Genomic DNA, 15,366 nt, shown 5'->3' on the forward strand with positions numbered 1-15,366 from the left:
CTTCGGGCAGAGCCCGAAGCGCCGCGGGCCGCTGCGGCGCGCGCGGCGCTCGGCCCAACCGGATCAATCCGTCCCCTCAGGGGGCGGTGAGCACAGGCGGGAGAGGTCTTAGATCGCAGGCGCAGTTGTCCTCAGCGCATCCGCAGCGCGCCATCGAGGCGAATGACCTCCCCGTTGAGATATCCCATTTCGACGATGAACCCTGCCAGACGTGCGTATTCCTCTGGCTGGCCCAAACGCGCCGGGTTTGGCACATCGGCGGCCAGTTGCGCCTGTGCCTCCTCTGGCAGTCCCGCCAGCATCGGCGTCATAAAGATCCCCGGTGCGATGGCCATCACCCGGATGCCCGAGGACGCTAGGTCGCGGGCCATGGGCAGGGTCATGCCCACGATGCCGCCCTTGGAGGCCGCATAGGCCGCCTGGCCCTTTTGGCCGTCAAAGGCTGCGATCGAAGCCGTGTTGATGATGACACCGCGCGCGCCATCCGCCTCGGGCGTAGACTTGCTGATTTCTGCCGCGGCCAGGCGCGCCACGTTGAAGCTGCCGACCAGATTGATGTCGACGGTTTTCTGAAACGCGCCCAGCGGATGCGGACCATCCCGCCCGACGGTTTTGATCGCATGAGCAATGCCTGCGCAATTCACCGCCGCGCTCAACCCGCCCATTTTGTCGACCGCATAGGCCATCGCCGCCGCAACGCTTTCTTCGCTGGTGACATCGGTCTCGACAAAATGGGCTCCGATTGTCTCCGCGATCTTGGCACCCCGATCGCCATCGCGATCCAGAATTGTGACCTGAGCGCCAGCGTTACGGAAATGACGGGCGGTGGCCTCGCCGAGACCGGATGCGCCGCCCGTGATCACAGCGCGCGTGGTTGCGAGTTTCATCTGTCCCGCTCCTCCCATGAAATGAACATGCGTTCAAATAACCACGGCAGAGCCATTCTGTCCAGTCCCGCGCCATTGTCGGTTCTCGACAATGCATGCGGTCTCGATAACACCCCCTGAGGATGCTAAACCACGCAGAAAGGAGCCGCGATCAGCCGCCCATCAGCCTACGATCCAGAGCAGCCAGAGGAGCGAGGCGGCGTCCAAGCGGGGGCCAATAGAGCCATGTCCCCCCGAGTTGCGAGAGCCGTGCGCCTGTTCCCAGCTTGAACCGTGCAAGCCCACTTGCGTCCTCGGTGTTGATCACGCCAAGATCCAATTGACGGATGCCCTTGGAGGCAAGCCAGTCCATCGCATTCCACATCAAGAGATTATGCGCGGAGAGCCGGCGCCCGCGCTCCGTGCTATGCGCAATATGATAGGTTGCGCCTTCACCATGGGTCAGAACCAGGATACCGGCCACTGTCTCACGCCCCTCATGCGCTTCAAAGAGTTTTGCAGACCCACGATTTGCTTGCGCATAAGCCAGTGTCAGCGCGGCGGGCCAGCTGCGATAGCGACGTTTTTGCTGTTGCGCTGCATCGGCACGTAAAATCCAGTGATCGGGCGCAATCGGCATGTTCTGTCGCGTTACCCGCAAGGCCTGCGCCTCCGCATGCGACAGGCGGTTGCGCCACTTCTGCGCAAGCCGGTTCCGCTGCGCTGTACGATCTGCAAGAATGTCCAGGAGCCCCACGCTGGCCGGCGTCATCAACGGCAAAGCCCCAAGACGGCCAAGTTCGGGCACAGGATGCTCGGGTGACAGGAGCACCGGGGTCCGCCGCAACCCTTCTTCTTGAATAATTTCAAGCAAACGCAAAGGTTTAGGCAATTCTGCGCGGTTGACCATCGCGACCTCGACACCCCAGAATTTGCGCCGCAGCACAAGCATGTCTTGCAGGCGATCCAGATGCAGCGGTGTCTGTCCAACCAGGTTCAATGCGCGCGAGAACTCGGGCGATTGCGCGAGTGTACGGAGTGAAGCGCTGCGTTGAATAGGGCGGGGCATGGCGGGGGTGGAACCAAGATCAAACATACCGCCATTAACAAGATGGAAACCTAATTGATGGTTAATGAAATCATGAAAAAGACCGTTAAAATCTACGGGCGCAGCGCCGCTGGCGCGCGCATGACAAAATGTGCGGCGCTGTTGATTGCCACCGCCCTGTCGATCCCGACCTTCGTCATTCTCACCGTGATCGAGGTGGTCTTTCTCTAGGCACGCCTATTGCCCAACAGGACAGACCGCTGGCTTCTTCTGACCCAAAATATCCTAGGGTGAATTGGCCAGGGGCCAAGAGGGGCAAAGCCCCTCTCGTCCTCTGTTTCCATCAGCCCTCGAGCTGCACAAGCGCGTGACGCTTTTTACCTGCCGACAGTTTGATCGGGGAGGCCAGCGCAGCGGCGTCGATCATCAGACCGGCATCCGTCAGCGGCGCATCGTCAAGCTTGGCGCCATTCTCAGAGATCAGGCGCTTTGCTTCCTTGCCGGATTTTGCGAGCCCGGATTTCACGATCAACTGTACGATCGACATCCCGTCGCCAAGCTCCGCGGGCGACAGCGACAGGGTCGGCAGGTCATCGCCCACACCGCCCTTTTCGAACACTTCGCGCGCTGTCGCCTCGGCAGCGCGCGCCGCCTCGGCCCCATGCAGGAGCGTCGTGACCTCATTGGCAAGGATGATCTTGCCCTCGTTGATCTCAGACCCCTGAAGCGCGCCCAGACGGTCGCATTCTTCAACCGGCAGCTCGGTATAGAGCTTCAGGAACCGCCCCACATCCGCATCGGTGGTGTTGCGCCAGAATTGCCAGAACTCATAGGGGCTCAGCATCTCGTCATTGAGCCAGATCGCGCCGCCTTGCGATTTGCCCATCTTGCGCCCGTCCGAGGTTGTCAGCAGCGGCGAGGTCAGGCCATAGATCTCATTCTCCAACACCCGGCGCGTCAGGTCGATCCCGTTGACGATATTGCCCCATTGATCCGAGCCGCCCATCTGCAACACACAGCCATAGCGGCGGTTCAGCTCCAGGAAATCATAGGCCTGCAGGATCATGTAGTTGAATTCGAGGAAGGACAGCGACTGCTCGCGATCAAGGCGTGATTTCACGCTCTCGAAGGACAGCATCCGGTTCACCGAGAAATGCCGCCCGATGTCGCGCAGGAACTCAAGGTAATTGAGCCCATCCAGCCATTCGGCGTTGTTGAGCATCATGGCGCCATTTTTGGCGTCCGAGTAGTCGAGGTATTTAGCAAACACCTTCTGCATGCCGGCGATATTGGCGTCGATCTGTTCCGGCCCCAGCAGCGGGCGTTCATCCGAGCGGAAGGAAGGATCGCCGACCTTGGTGGTGCCGCCCCCCATCAGGGTGATCGGGCGGTGGCCGGTTTTTTGCAGCCAGCGCAGCATCATGATGTTCAGAAGGTGCCCCACGTGAAGCGACTGCGCCGTGGCGTCATAGCCGATATATGCCGTCTGTGTACCGCTCACCAGTGCCTCATCGAGACCCTGATAATCGGTGCAATCCGCCAGGAATCCGCGTTCCATCATGATGGCGATGAAGTCCGATTTCGGATGGTAGGTCATAGCATGCCTCGGCTTTTGAATATGCAAGCGGCTGTATAAATCGCATCGCCACCGGTGGGAACCTGTTTTCCGGACAAAATGTGCGGTGTATCATTTGCCGGAACGGGCGGGACGGCCCGGTTTTCGCAAGGAAGAGTGCAGAGATGGGCAGAGCCATATCCAAGTCAGGCCTGGTGCGGGCCTTGGGCGCCATGAGCGGGACATCGCTTGACGGGGTCGACGTCGCAGTTCTGGAAACCGACGGGCGCGACATTCTCGGCTTTGGAGAGACGGGCTACCGCGCCTATTCAGACGCGGAGCGGGAGGTGTTGCGGGCCGCGCTGGGCCAGTGGACCGGCGATGCAGTCTCGGCGGCGGCGCGGGTGGTCGAGGCGGCGCATATCGAGGTGATGACGGACCACGCCGATGTTGATCTCATTGGATTTCACGGCCAGACGGTTGCACATGCCCCGCGTCTTCAGGGCACGTTGCAGGTTGGCGATGGTGGTGTGCTGGCCGAGGCCTTGGGGCGGCCTGTGGTCTGGGACTTTCGCTCTGATGATGTGTCGATGGGCGGCGAGGGCGCACCGCTCGCGCCTTTCTTCCATCATGCCTGCGCACGCTATATCGGCGCGACAGAGCCCTTGTGTTTTCTGAACCTCGGCGGGGTCGGCAACGTGACCTATGTTGATCCCCGCAAGGCCCGGCCCGAAGACGAAGGGGCGCTTCTGGCGTTTGATACCGGGCCTGCCAATGCGCCGATCAACGACTTTCTTCAGTCCCGTCTCGGTCTTGCGATGGACGAAGGCGGTAGGATTGCATCCGGGGGCGCGGTGGAAAACGGCGCGCTGGAGCTGTTTCTCGCCGAGCCCTATTTTGCGCGGATACCGCCTAAATCTCTGGATCGAAACGATTTCCCCGAGATGATCGGACTCGTGACCGAGCTCAGCGATGCGGATGCCACCGCGACGCTCACCGCCATGTGTGCTGCAGCTGTGGCGCAAGGCATGGAGCATTGTCCCAGGGCGCCGTCCAAGGTGCTCGTCACCGGCGGTGGGCGTCACAATCCGGTGCTGATGGAAATGCTGCGGGTGTCGCTTGATTGCCCGGTCGAGCCGGTGGAAACAGTGGGGCTCGATGGGGACATGCTGGAAGCGCAGGCGTTTGCCTACCTCGCGGTCAGGGTGGCGCGCGGCCTTCCGACCTCAGCGCCCAGCACGACCGGCGTGCGCGCCTGCGTCGGCGGCGGGACGGTGACCGTTCCCGAAGGATGGACAGCGCGCAAAACCTGATCGTTTAACTTCGGGGTATACCTGCAATTAGTCTGGCGGGCCAGCTCCCGCCCGTCGCGGGCTGCATATGAAATGCACCCGCTCCCGATGGGCCAGGCGCCACGCAGCCGGACCAGCTGCGTGGCGCGGGTCGCTTCGGGCTGAGCCCGAAGCGAAACACCTCTCACGCGATCAGGCGCGGGGGATGTCAAACCCTTCAGTGGCGAGGGTGAACCCGGAAAAATCAAACCCCGGAGACACGGTGCAGCTGACGAGTGTCCAATCCCCCGTGCTGCGCGCCGCCTGCCAGTGGTCTTTGGGCACGATCAGCTGCGGGCGCCCCTCACGCAGGTTCGGTGTCAGCAGGTGATCCGTTGCCGGCCCCTGATCTGTCGCGGCAAGCGATAGCACCAGCGGCGCGCCCGCGTGATAGAGCCAGATCTCGGTGGCATCGACTCGGTGCCAGTGGCTCTGCTCGCCTGCGCCAAGCAGGAAATAGATGCAGGTGCCTGAGGGGCGTCGGGGTGCGCTCCGACCTGCGTCGCCTCCGGACGCCGCACCCGCCGTGTCCTCGACCCAGGTCTGGCGATACCAGCCCCCTTCGGGATGACGCTCCAACTGGAGGGTCTCGATGATCTCTTGTGCGTTCATGTCCTGCATCATGCGCCTGTGCTCCGGTCTGGTTCTGATTGCGGCTGGTAATTCGCGTGGGTCACCATATGTTTGCCCCATGACCCTCGATATCCCGTTTGACAATACATACGCGCAACTCGCGCCTGAGTTCTACACGCGACAGGCGCCCACGCCGGTAAAGGCGCCGCGCCTTCTGGCCTTCAACGACGCGCTTGCGACTCTTTTGGGGATCGCGCGAGGCACGGACGCGGAGCTCGCCCGGGTTTTTGGCGGCAACGAGCTGCCCCGGGGGGCTGACCCTTTGGCGCAGCTTTATGCCGGGCATCAGTTCGGCACCTACAATCCCCAGCTCGGCGACGGGCGCGCGGTGCTCTTGGGCGAGGTGGTTGGGACCGACGGTCTGCGCCGTGACATTCAGCTCAAGGGCTCTGGCCCCACGCCCTATTCCCGCCGAGGGGATGGGCGCGCTTGGTTGGGTCCTGTGCTGCGCGAATATGTGGTTTCAGAAGCGATGCATGCGCTGGGCATTCCGACCACCCGCGCCCTTGCAGCGGTTGAGACAGGCGAGACGGTCTGGCGCGAGGGTGGATTGCCGGGGGCTGTGCTGACGCGGGTGGCCTCCAGTCATCTGCGTGTTGGCACCTTTCAGATCTTTGCGGCGCGGGGCAACACGGAGGCGCTGCGCAGCCTTACGGAGTATGCCATTGCGCGCCACTACCCAGAGGCCCAGGGCCCGCTTGGTCTGTTGCGGGCCGTGCGGGACGCCCAGGTGGAGCTCGTCTCGGCGTGGATGAGTGTTGGCTTCATCCACGGGGTAATGAACACGGACAACTCCTCGATCGCGGGAGAGACGATCGATTACGGACCCTGCGCTTTTATGGACGTGTATCACCCCAATCGGGTGTTTTCCTCGATCGACCGGACAGGGCGCTATGCCTATGGAAACCAGCCACAAATCGCGGTGTGGAACCTCGCACAGCTTGCGACGGCGCTGATCCAGCTTGAGGACGATCCCGAAAGCGTACTGGAAGAGGCCACCGAGATCGTGCATGCGATGCCGGAGCTCTTGGAGGACGCTTGGCTGCGGCGGTTCCGCGCCAAGATCGGCCTTCGGGAGGTCGCAGAGGGCGATCTGGAACTGGTGTCGGATCTCTTGGGGATAATGGCGCAGGGGCAGGCGGATTTCACCAATACCTTCCGGGGGCTGCTGGACGGCACCGCGCGGGATCAGTTTCTGCAGCCCGAGGCGTTTGATGTCTGGGAGAGCCGCTGGAAGGACCGCCTGTCGCGGGAAGCGGACCCGGAGGCGCTCATGGCGCGCAGCAACCCGGTTCTGATCCCGCGCAATCACCGGATTGAGCAGATGATCGCTGCAGCCGTCGGGGGAGATTATGCTCCGTTTGAACGTCTGATGGATGCGCTGTCGCACCCGTTTGAGGCGCGGGAGGACTATGCCGATCTGCGCCGCCCGCCAGCGGAGGATGAGGTGGTGCAGGCGACGTTCTGCGGCACCTAGCCCGCTCAGGTTTTGGCGGTTCGAGGACTGTTTCTGTAACAGGAGCGTTTGCGCCGCGTTGCGCGTCGCCCGGGGCGCAGGCCGTTCTTGATGTTGGCCGAGCAGTACGGAACAAGCGCTGAGACATGCCGGGCTAAAAAACGCGGGCTCAAGATCGCTGTCTTGAGCCCGCGTTGCGATTTCTCATTTGCGATCAACCAGATGTGCTGGCGCCGCCTTTCCCTGACAAAGACAGGTGAGTGGCACCAAGGTCGATCAGGACTTGCGCCGCTGCCGTCCACCGGCACCAGCGGCACCACGGGATTCGCCTGCGCCCCCCGAGGGGGCTGCGGATTTGCCACCACCAAAGCGACGACGACCGCCGCCAGGCTTGCCACCGCCTTTGCCACGGCCACCGCCGCCGGGGCGACCGCGTCCGCCACCGCGTGCGGGTTTGGCTGCGGGGTCCGGCAGCTCTTCCCAGGCGCGACCAGAGGCCACGGGGATGGTGATGCCCATGGTTTTCTGGATCGCCTTCAGATCGCCAATCTCATCCGGCGCACAGAAGGCGACGGCCTGACCGTCTTTGCCTGCACGTGCGGTGCGGCCGATGCGGTGCACATAGGCATCCGGCACATTGGGCAGCTCGTAGTTGTAGACGTATTTCACATCGGGAATATCAAGCCCGCGCGCGGCCACATCGGTGGCCACAAGCACGGTGATTTCGCCCGATTTGAACGCTTTCAGCGCGCGCTCGCGCTGGCCCTGGCTCTTGTTGCCGTGGATCGCGGCTGCCTTGAAGCCTGCCTTGTCCAGCACCTTCATCAGCTTTTCCATGCCATGTTTGGTGCGGCCAAAGACCAGCGTGCGCTCGCCGTCATGGGCAGAGAGCAGCTCTTTGAGAAGGCTCAGCTTTTCCGCCTTGGCGATGAAATGTACCGATTGCGTGACCTTGGCGGCGGGTTTGCCCGGAGGGGTCACTTCGATGCGCACGGGGCTCTTGAGATAGGCGTTTGCGATCTCGTTCATCTGCTTGGGCATCGTGGCCGAGAACAGCATGGTCTGGCGCTCTTCGGGCAGGAGGGCCGCGATCTTGCGCAGGGCGTGGATGAACCCGAGGTCGAGCATCTGATCGGCCTCATCAAGAACAAGAAAGTCGCAAGATCCCAGATCCAGCGCCTTGCGGTCGAGGATGTCGAGCAGGCGGCCGGGGGTCGCCACCAGAATGTCGGTGCCTTTGGACAGGCGGTGGATCTGCGGGTTGATCGACACGCCGCCCACGACGAGCCCGGTCTTCAGCGGGCTGCCTTCGGTGAGGCCGCGCAGGGTCTCTGCGATCTGATTGGCCAGCTCGCGGGTCGGAGCGAGGATCAGGCCGCGCACTGTACCGGCCGCAGGCTTGCGACCATATTCGAGCATCTGCGCCACCAGCGGCACGCCAAAGGCCGCGGTCTTGCCGGTGCCGGTCTGGGCCAGGCCCAACACGTCCTGACCATTCAGCGCATGGGGAATGGCGCGCGCCTGGATCGGGGTGGGTGTATTGAACCCCATCGCTTCCATGCGGGTGTGCAGGTGCTTGGGCAGGTCCATAGAGGAGAATTCGGTCATTCAAAGTCCTTTCGACGGCTGCAGCCTCGAGGCGCGCAACCGTTTCGGGCAGGGCCAGATGCCGCATACCCGATCATTCAGTGGGGCGGAGACCTCAGACCCAGACGGCCGCATGCCGTTCGGTCGATCTGCCGCAACTAGCCCCACGCGTGATCTTGGAACCATGGCATCCCCGACAAGATCCGGTTAACATGCCCCGCGCTTGCAAGAGTGCAGCGGCGGTTTGGGGCAGGGTGGCCATGTCGCTTGCGACGGGCCCGCTCGGATCTCTGCTCACGCGGCAGAGGGTATGCCTGAGGGGCACATGGCGTGGTGTGGGTGAAATGTCAATGGTGTGCGGGCAAGATGGCTGTTTGCTATGCGTCTTGCATTCGCTAAAAAGAAACGCCAAGCAAGGGACCCCGCATCGAACGACAGGGACAGATCAGGCATGACCGACACGATAATCTCGCGCTGTGAGGCCCATGGCCTGCGTATGACCGGCCCGCGCCGCACCATTGCGCGTGTTCTGGAGGAAAGCGACGATCACCCCGATGTCGAAGAGCTGCATGCGCGCGCCAATGCGCAGGATTCGGGGATCTCGCTGGCGACGGTCTACCGCACCGTCAAACTCTTTGAGGAATCAGGCATTCTGGAACGGCTGGAGTTTGGCGATGGCCGGGCGCGCTATGAGGATGCCGACCGCGATCATCACGACCATCTCATTGATCTGAACACGGGCGAGGTGATCGAATTCTGTGATCCGGAGATCGAGGAGCTGCAGGAACGCATCGCCAAAAAGCTCGGCTACGAGCTGCGCGGTCATAAGCTCGAACTCTATGGCGTGCCGATCAAAAAGGGCAGCTGAGCGGGCGCGGTTTGGGTCGCAGCCTGCGGGTCTCATCACCATCGTGAATAGAAAACCTCACAACTTCTGCTGAGGCAGGTGCGATTTCACGCTTGCGTCATGTGGTCGCATCGCGCCATGGCTGGGGTGTATTCAACGCCCCGCCAAGGACGCACGCCCATGGATAATGTCAAAGGTATTTTGCTGCTGCTGGTCGCGATGGTCGGCTTCACCGTCGAGGATCTCTTTATCAAACAGCTCTCCGGTAGCCTGTCGGTGGGGCAGATCCTGGTGTTCATCGGGCTGGGGGCTGGGCTGTTGTTCTATGTGGCGCTGCGCCTGCAAAAGCAGCGCCTCTGGACCCGGGAGGCCTGGCAGAGCATGCCCGTGCTGCGCGCATTGGCCGAAGGGGGCGCGGCCATGAGCTTTGCCACCGCGCTGGCGCTGGTGGACATCTCGGTGGTGGCGGCCGTGTTTCAGGCGACGCCGCTGGCGATCACGATGGGGGCTGCGCTGTTTCTGGGGGAACAGGTCGGCTGGCGGCGCTGGAGCGCGATTTTTGTCGGCTTCATGGGGGTTTTGATCATCATTCGCCCCGGCCTTGACGGGTTTGAGCCCAACGCGCTTCTGGTATTGATCTCGGTGTTCTTTGTGGCGGCGCGCGATCTGATGACACGGCGGATGCCTGCGAGCATTCCTTCCTCCGTGGTGAGCGTACAGGCCTACCTCGCGGTGGTTGTCGCCGGCGGGGTGATGCTGATGTTCACACCGCAAACGCTGGTTGCGCCAACGTCCTTTGAATGGGCGATGCTGGCGGGGGGGACGCTTTTTGGGGTGATCGCCTACTATGGCATCGTCACCGCCACGCGGATTGCAGATGCCGCTGTCATCACGCCGTTTCGCTACTCGCGACTGGTGTTTTCCATGATTGGCGGCGCGATTGTGTTTTCGGAGCGCCCTGACGCGATGACGCTGCTCGGCTCCGGGCTGATTATCGCAACCGGGCTCTATACCTTTGTGCGCGAGCGCCGTCTGGCGCGTCAGGCCGCGCGACTGGCGGCACAGCCCGTCTGAGATCAGGCTGCGCGTGGGGTCAAGCGCTGTCGCGCGCCGCGCACGCCGACCCAGATGCAGAGTGTTGTCAGCATGAAATAGACTGCGATACCGTAGCCTTGGGCGTCGAAATCAATCCCGAGGTCGATAAGCGCTCCGGTCAGGCCCGGGCCGATCGCGGTGCCAAAGACCATCACCGCCATGACCAGCGATTTGATCGCGCCGATATAGCGCGTGCCATAGGCCTCGGCCCAGAACGAACTTGGCAGTACCGCATGCGCGCCTACCGAGAGCGCCATTGCAAGGAAACCCGCTGCCATGCCGATACCGCTGGCGGTGGTGGCAAAGATCGCAAAAGCCGCAACCATTGGCAGCTGATAGAGCGGCATCAGCCGCGCCGCGCCCCAGCGATCCAGTGCCCAGCCCGCAACCAGCATGGAAAGAACGGACATCACTGTGAAAAACGGGAAATAGGCCACCAGCTCCAACAGACTCCAGCCTTTGGTGGTGGCGAAATGGAGTTGATGAAAGAAGAATGCGGTCGAAAAGGCCGCCGGGCCCAGAATGGATGGCACCATCAGCCAAAAGAGCGGCGTGCGCAGCACCTCGACACGGGACCAGTGGCGGTTGTCCATGCCGGTGCTGCTCACATCCTGAGAGGTGGCACGCGGTGTGCGCTCTTGTGACAACAGACGCAAGAGCAACGGCGCGCCAAGCAGACAGATCGCCGCGCTCAGAAGCCAGAGCATGCGCCAGTCAAAGCGCACCATCAACGCCACAAAGATCAGCGGCAGCAGCGCCTGACCAAGGGATACGCCCAGAGCCGCAATCGACAGAGCCCGTCCGCGCGTGGCCACAAACCAGCGCGCCATGGCGACCACCGCGAGATGAGTGCTCATACCCTGTCCAAAAAAGCGCAACGCAAAGACAGAGAGCGGCAGGACCCAATAGTTGCGATTGAGCGCCATCAGTACGCAGGCCGCCGCCAGCCCACAGAGCACAAAGGCCCCAAGCTGGCGCACCCGAAGCACATCCGACAGACCACCTGCCGCCACCATCACAAGTGCAGAGGCCGTGGTCCCCACCATGTAGATGGCACCCCATCCGGCGTGGCTCAGACCAAACTCTGCCTGAATAGGCCCGGCAAATACCGAGATGAAAAAGGTCTGACCAAAGCTCGACAGGAACGTCAGCAAGACCCCTGCCGAAAGATAGGGGGCGTTGCGCAATAGAAATTCGTGGAATCGCAGGGGGGCAGCCATGGCGACAGCTTTACCTGTTAAGGATCTGACGCAAGGGTGAGCGCTATCATCTTGCGGTATCGCGTGGACGGCGCGTCTTTTTTGTCGCGCCATGAGCCAGGGGGCGACGGCTTATGCAGAAAAATTCCCGATGTTAGGGATAAACCTCTCGAATAAGAGCCGTTAGCGATAACGCTTCCGGTTTACTTTTTGCGCGGGCTTGCTATGACCGGGGGCAAATCGTGTCACAGTGAGGGACCATTTGCGATGAGCACCATTATCGACATTCACGCCCGCGAGATCCTCGACAGCCGGGGCAACCCCACCGTCGAAGTCGATGTCGTTCTCGAGGACGGCATCATGGGCCGCGCGGCCGTGCCATCGGGCGCTTCGACCGGTGCCTATGAGGCGGTGGAGAAACGCGACGGCGACAAATCCCGCTACATGGGCAAGGGTGTCCTTGAGGCCGTTGCGGCCGTCAATGGCGAAATCGCTGATGAGCTGGTGGGCTTTGATGCGACCGAGCAGGTCTCTATCGATCGCGCGATGATTGAACTCGACGGCACCGAGAACAAGGGCCGCCTCGGCGCAAACGCGATCCTTGGCGTGTCTATGGCCGTGGCCAAGGCTGCCGCCGATTTCACCACCCAGCCGCTCTATCGCTATGTGGGTGGCGCTGCGGCGCGCATCCTGCCGGTGCCGATGATGAACATCATCAATGGCGGCGAGCATGCCGACAACCCCATCGACATCCAGGAATTCATGATCATGCCGGTGGCCGCGGAAAACATCCGCGACGCGGTGCGCATGGGCTCTGAAGTGTTCCACACGCTGAAAAAAGAGCTGTCGGCGGCGGGGCTGTCGACAGGGATCGGCGATGAGGGTGGTTTTGCTCCCAATATCGCCTCCAGCCGTGAAGCGCTGGATTTCATCCTGAAATCCATCGAGAAGGCAGGCTACAAACCCGGCGAGGAGATCTATCTCGCGCTCGATTGCGCGGCGACCGAATACTACAAGGACGGCAAATATGTGCTGTCGGGCGAAGGCAAGACCCTGACCTCTGAGGAAAACGCGGCCTATCTCGCCGCGCTGGTGAATGACTACCCGATCATTTCGATCGAGGACGGCATGTCCGAGGATGATTGGGACGGCTGGAAGGCGCTGACCGATCAGATCGGCGACAAGGTGCAGCTCGTTGGGGACGACCTCTTTGTGACCAACCCGGTGCGTCTGGCAGAGGGCATTGAGCGCGGCTGTGCGAACTCCATGCTGGTCAAAGTGAACCAGATCGGCTCGCTCACCGAGACGCTGCAGGCGGTCGATATGGCGCATCGTGCGCGCTATACCAATGTTATGTCGCACCGCTCGGGCGAGACCGAGGACGCCACCATCGCCGATCTCGCCGTGGCGACCAACTGTGGTCAGATCAAGACCGGCTCGCTGGCGCGTTCTGACCGGCTTGCAAAATACAACCAGCTGATCCGGATCGAGGAAACCCTCGGTGAAATCGCGGAATATGCGGGTCGTTCGATCCTGAAGGGCTAACGCCTTCTCAAAGCCGACCAACCATGCGCCCCGGGTCACACCGGGGCGTTTTTCTTTGGGGTTGCCGCAAGGAACGGGGCTTCGTAAGGAGGGTGGATTGGATACAAAATTCTTGGAGGAATGCCATGGCGGCCAACCCAGCCCTGCCGGAGGGTATCAGTGATCTGCCTGCGGGCACGCTGGCCTCTGTTGTGACCTATCTCGAGATGAAGACACCGCCGCCGATCAAGGGGCTGGAGACGCCGCCCGGGCTGCGTTTGTTGCGCCATGATGCGCCTGATGTGGAGTGGTACCGCGTGCTTTATCGCCTGGTGGGAGAGGACTACCTGTGGTTCTCGCGTCTGATGTGGGACGATGCAGCGCTTGCGGCGCATCTCGCCTCTGATCGGGTCGAGGTTTGGTCCCTACAGAAACAGGGGGTGGATCTGGGGCTGTTGGAGCTGGAGTGGATGCAGGATGGCGACTGTGAGCTGTCGTTTTTTGGCCTCTCCAAAGAGCTGATCGGCGCTGGCGTTGGGCGTTGGTTGATGGAGCATGCCACCGCGCGGGCGTTTTCGCGGGAGATCTCGCGGTTCTTTGTCCATACCTGCACCCTCGATAGCCCACAGGCGCTTGGATTCTATATGCGCTCGGGATTCGTGCCTTATGGACGAGCGGTCGAGATTGCAGAAGATCCCCGGCTGACCGGGCTGATCCCCAAGACCGCAGCGGCACATGTGCCGCTTATCCAGCGCTAGGCTGATCGACTGCTAGACCGGGCAGTCGAGGGGCCAACCCCTCGCACCCCCGAGGTATTTTTGAAAAGATGAAGGACGCTCAGAGCGTGCGGCTCATCAGGAGGTAGCGGTCGCGTGCGGTAAAACGGGCGCGCTTGTACAGTCTCAGCGCGGCGTCATTGTCGCGATCTACCTCAAGATGCAGGGCGCGAACGCCCGCTTCGGCCAGGGTGCGGGGCAGGGCGAAGAGCACTTCGGTGGCGATGCCGCGACCACGCACGGCGGGGCGGATGAAGAATTCGTCGATCATCCCATCGAGACCGCCAAATTCCACCGACCAGGTGAAGGTGACGATTATGTAGCCGATGGGCGCGCGGGTGGGGCCGATGAGGTAGATGGCGCCGTAAGGTATGCCCTCAAGCAGGGGCAGGAGCGCACCGCGGCGCTGGGCGTCGTCGCTTTGAATACCTTCTTCGCTGTGAAAACCCTGAACCAGCGGCAGGAGTTTCTCCAGGTCCTCGGGGCGGGCCAGATGCAAAGAGGCGCTCATAGGCGGGCCAGCCTGTTGGTGAGGAGCGAAAAGAACCCATCGGCATCTATGTCGCCGATGAAAAGAGCATTGGCCGGTCGATCGGTCACGCCCCACCAATCGGCCACAGTCATGCCAAGGGTGAGGGCGGAAGCGGTCTCGATCTCGACGTTGATATGGCGACCACTGAAGAGAGCAGGGTCGATGAGGTAGGCAATCACGCAAGGGTCGTGCAGCGGGCCGCCTTCGGAGCCGTATTTCTCCACGTCGAAGCGTTCAAAGAAATCGAGCATATCGGCGGTGAACGCGCCCACGGGGCTTTGCAGCGCGCGAAAGGCTTCGACGCGGGCACGGGTGGTCAGCGCCTTGTGGGTCACATCAAGCGGCATCATAGTGATCTTGATCCCGGAAGAGAGCACCTCATGCGCAGCTTCGGGGTCGACGTAGATATTGAACTCGGCGGCGGGGGTGATGTTGCCCACCTCAAAATAGGCGCCGCCCATAAGGACGATTTCCTGCACACGCTCCACCACATCCGGCGCAGCCCGAAAGGCGGCCGCGATATTTGTAAGAGGGCCAAGCGGGCAGAGGGTGACCGTGCCAGCCGGTTCGCGGCGCAGGGTCTCGATAATGAAATCGACCCCGTTTTGATCCTGCAGCGGCATCTCGGGATCAAACAGCTCCGGGCCGTCGAGGCCAGTGCCCCCGTGGACATGCTCTGCGGTCACCAGAGGGCGTTCGAGTGGGGCGGCGCGGCCTGCAAAGACTTTGACATCCTGACGCTTGGCGACCTCGCAGACGATGCGGGCGTTTTTCTGGGTCAGCTCCAGCGGCACGTTTCCGGCAACGGCCGTGATGCCCAGAAGGTCGATGTTCTCGGGCGAGGCAAGGGCCAGAAGGATGGCAACCGCATCGTCCTGTCCGGGGTCGGTATCAATGATGATCTTGCGGGCGGGCAT

At 62.0% G+C, this 15,366-nt stretch carries 15 protein-coding genes; 7 read left to right on the plus strand and 8 right to left on the minus strand.

The genetic code is table 11. The features are described from left to right. Window positions 1-131: 131 nt before the first annotated feature. Window positions 132-887 carry an SDR family NAD(P)-dependent oxidoreductase gene (locus tag ACZ1HH_RS04505; RefSeq protein ID WP_011538264.1) on the minus strand — a complete coding sequence of 252 codons (756 nt, stop codon included), beginning with the start codon at window positions 885-887 and terminating at the stop codon, window positions 132-134. A 151-nt stretch (window positions 888-1,038) separates the two neighbouring features. Further along, window positions 1,039-1,962: a GNAT family N-acetyltransferase gene (locus ACZ1HH_RS04510; RefSeq protein WP_472635981.1), complete on the minus strand. Its 924-nt coding sequence runs from the start codon at window positions 1,960-1,962 to the stop codon at window positions 1,039-1,041. Between the two features lie 45 nt (window positions 1,963-2,007). Here ACZ1HH_RS04510 and ACZ1HH_RS04515 point away from each other — a divergent pair, with 45 nt between their 5' ends. After that, the gene (locus tag ACZ1HH_RS04515) at window positions 2,008-2,145 is read left to right on the plus strand and encodes a hypothetical protein (protein ID WP_166485539.1); all 138 of its coding nucleotides are present in this window, start codon (window positions 2,008-2,010) and stop codon (window positions 2,143-2,145) included. A gap of 112 nt (window positions 2,146-2,257) precedes the next feature. Here ACZ1HH_RS04515 and tyrS read toward each other — a convergent pair whose 3' ends face one another. Continuing rightward, window positions 2,258-3,511, minus strand: coding sequence for a tyrosine--tRNA ligase (gene tyrS / locus ACZ1HH_RS04520; RefSeq protein ID WP_011538266.1), 1,254 nt, complete (start codon window positions 3,509-3,511; stop codon window positions 2,258-2,260). A 143-nt stretch (window positions 3,512-3,654) separates the two neighbouring features. Here tyrS and ACZ1HH_RS04525 point away from each other — a divergent pair, with 143 nt between their 5' ends. Beyond that, window positions 3,655-4,782, plus strand: a complete 1,128-nt coding sequence (locus ACZ1HH_RS04525) for an anhydro-N-acetylmuramic acid kinase (RefSeq protein WP_472635982.1) — start codon at window positions 3,655-3,657, stop codon at window positions 4,780-4,782. Window positions 4,783-4,953: 171 nt separating this feature from the next. Here the strand turns inward: ACZ1HH_RS04525 and ACZ1HH_RS04530 are convergent, their stop codons facing one another. Then, window positions 4,954-5,424, minus strand: coding sequence for a cupin domain-containing protein (locus tag ACZ1HH_RS04530; protein WP_487320400.1), 471 nt, complete (start codon window positions 5,422-5,424; stop codon window positions 4,954-4,956). A 67-nt stretch (window positions 5,425-5,491) separates the two neighbouring features. On the opposite strand from ACZ1HH_RS04530, the gene ACZ1HH_RS04535 reads away from it, so the two are divergent. After that, a complete protein-coding gene (locus ACZ1HH_RS04535) occupies window positions 5,492-6,910 on the plus strand; it encodes a protein adenylyltransferase SelO (RefSeq protein WP_487320401.1) in 1,419 nt (472 codons plus the stop codon). A 255-nt stretch (window positions 6,911-7,165) separates the two neighbouring features. Here the strand turns inward: ACZ1HH_RS04535 and ACZ1HH_RS04540 are convergent, their stop codons facing one another. Further along, a complete protein-coding gene (locus tag ACZ1HH_RS04540) occupies window positions 7,166-8,497 on the minus strand; it encodes a DEAD/DEAH box helicase (protein ID WP_472635983.1) in 1,332 nt (443 codons plus the stop codon). Between the two features lie 430 nt (window positions 8,498-8,927). Here ACZ1HH_RS04540 and ACZ1HH_RS04545 point away from each other — a divergent pair, with 430 nt between their 5' ends. Together ACZ1HH_RS04545 and ACZ1HH_RS04550 are read left to right on the plus strand one after the other, a co-directional pair. Beyond that, complete coding sequence (locus ACZ1HH_RS04545; protein WP_416368192.1) at window positions 8,928-9,344, plus strand: Fur family transcriptional regulator; 417 nt, start codon at window positions 8,928-8,930, stop codon at window positions 9,342-9,344. 159 nt (window positions 9,345-9,503) lie between these two features. Continuing rightward, a complete protein-coding gene (locus tag ACZ1HH_RS04550; RefSeq protein WP_472635984.1) occupies window positions 9,504-10,397 on the plus strand; it encodes a DMT family transporter in 894 nt (297 codons plus the stop codon). Between the two features lie 2 nt (window positions 10,398-10,399). On the opposite strand, the gene ACZ1HH_RS04555 is transcribed toward ACZ1HH_RS04550, so the two are convergent. Further along, the gene (locus ACZ1HH_RS04555) at window positions 10,400-11,638 is read right to left on the minus strand and encodes an MFS transporter (protein ID WP_472635985.1); all 1,239 of its coding nucleotides are present in this window, start codon (window positions 11,636-11,638) and stop codon (window positions 10,400-10,402) included. A 246-nt stretch (window positions 11,639-11,884) separates the two neighbouring features. On the opposite strand from ACZ1HH_RS04555, the gene eno reads away from it, so the two are divergent. Beyond that, window positions 11,885-13,162, plus strand: a complete 1,278-nt coding sequence (eno, locus tag ACZ1HH_RS04560; protein ID WP_472635986.1) for a phosphopyruvate hydratase — start codon at window positions 11,885-11,887, stop codon at window positions 13,160-13,162. Window positions 13,163-13,287: 125 nt separating this feature from the next. Next, window positions 13,288-13,899, plus strand: a complete 612-nt coding sequence (locus ACZ1HH_RS04565; RefSeq protein ID WP_472635987.1) for a GNAT family N-acetyltransferase — start codon at window positions 13,288-13,290, stop codon at window positions 13,897-13,899. A gap of 79 nt (window positions 13,900-13,978) precedes the next feature. On the opposite strand, the gene ACZ1HH_RS04570 is transcribed toward ACZ1HH_RS04565, so the two are convergent. Both ACZ1HH_RS04570 and ACZ1HH_RS04575 read right to left on the minus strand, forming a co-directional pair. Beyond that, window positions 13,979-14,428, minus strand: coding sequence for a GNAT family N-acetyltransferase (locus tag ACZ1HH_RS04570; RefSeq protein ID WP_011538276.1), 450 nt, complete (start codon window positions 14,426-14,428; stop codon window positions 13,979-13,981). After that, on the minus strand, window positions 14,425-15,366 hold the full coding sequence (locus ACZ1HH_RS04575) for a nucleoside hydrolase (protein ID WP_011538277.1): 942 nt from the start codon (window positions 15,364-15,366) through the stop codon (window positions 14,425-14,427). Before ACZ1HH_RS04575 ends, ACZ1HH_RS04570 begins: the two co-directional genes overlap by 4 nt.

It is taken from the genome of Epibacterium sp. HA2-3 (assembly GCF_055693725.2).

Excerpts from the sequence above, each read along its gene's own strand:
- ACZ1HH_RS04555 (WP_472635985.1), bottom strand. The coding sequence starts at position 11,638 with ATGGCTGCCCCCCTGCGATTCCACGAATTTCTATTGCGCAACGCCCCC.
- ACZ1HH_RS04510 (WP_472635981.1), bottom strand. The coding sequence starts at position 1,962 with ATGTTTGATCTTGGTTCCACCCCCGCCATGCCCCGCCCTATTCAACGC.
- ACZ1HH_RS04505 (WP_011538264.1), bottom strand. The coding sequence starts at position 887 with ATGAAACTCGCAACCACGCGCGCTGTGATCACGGGCGGCGCATCCGGT.
- ACZ1HH_RS04545 (WP_416368192.1), top strand. The coding sequence starts at position 8,928 with ATGACCGACACGATAATCTCGCGCTGTGAGGCCCATGGCCTGCGTATG.
- ACZ1HH_RS04525 (WP_472635982.1), top strand. The coding sequence starts at position 3,655 with ATGGGCAGAGCCATATCCAAGTCAGGCCTGGTGCGGGCCTTGGGCGCC.
- tyrS (WP_011538266.1), bottom strand. The coding sequence starts at position 3,511 with ATGACCTACCATCCGAAATCGGACTTCATCGCCATCATGATGGAACGC.
- ACZ1HH_RS04530 (WP_487320400.1), bottom strand. The coding sequence starts at position 5,424 with ATGATGCAGGACATGAACGCACAAGAGATCATCGAGACCCTCCAGTTG.
- ACZ1HH_RS04565 (WP_472635987.1), top strand. The coding sequence starts at position 13,288 with ATGGCGGCCAACCCAGCCCTGCCGGAGGGTATCAGTGATCTGCCTGCG.
- eno (WP_472635986.1), top strand. The coding sequence starts at position 11,885 with ATGAGCACCATTATCGACATTCACGCCCGCGAGATCCTCGACAGCCGG.
- ACZ1HH_RS04515 (WP_166485539.1), top strand. The coding sequence starts at position 2,008 with ATGAAAAAGACCGTTAAAATCTACGGGCGCAGCGCCGCTGGCGCGCGC.
- ACZ1HH_RS04535 (WP_487320401.1), top strand. The coding sequence starts at position 5,492 with ATGACCCTCGATATCCCGTTTGACAATACATACGCGCAACTCGCGCCT.
- ACZ1HH_RS04570 (WP_011538276.1), bottom strand. The coding sequence starts at position 14,428 with ATGAGCGCCTCTTTGCATCTGGCCCGCCCCGAGGACCTGGAGAAACTC.
- ACZ1HH_RS04540 (WP_472635983.1), bottom strand. The coding sequence starts at position 8,497 with ATGACCGAATTCTCCTCTATGGACCTGCCCAAGCACCTGCACACCCGC.
- ACZ1HH_RS04575 (WP_011538277.1), bottom strand. The coding sequence starts at position 15,366 with ATGCCCGCCCGCAAGATCATCATTGATACCGACCCCGGACAGGACGAT.
- ACZ1HH_RS04550 (WP_472635984.1), top strand. The coding sequence starts at position 9,504 with ATGGATAATGTCAAAGGTATTTTGCTGCTGCTGGTCGCGATGGTCGGC.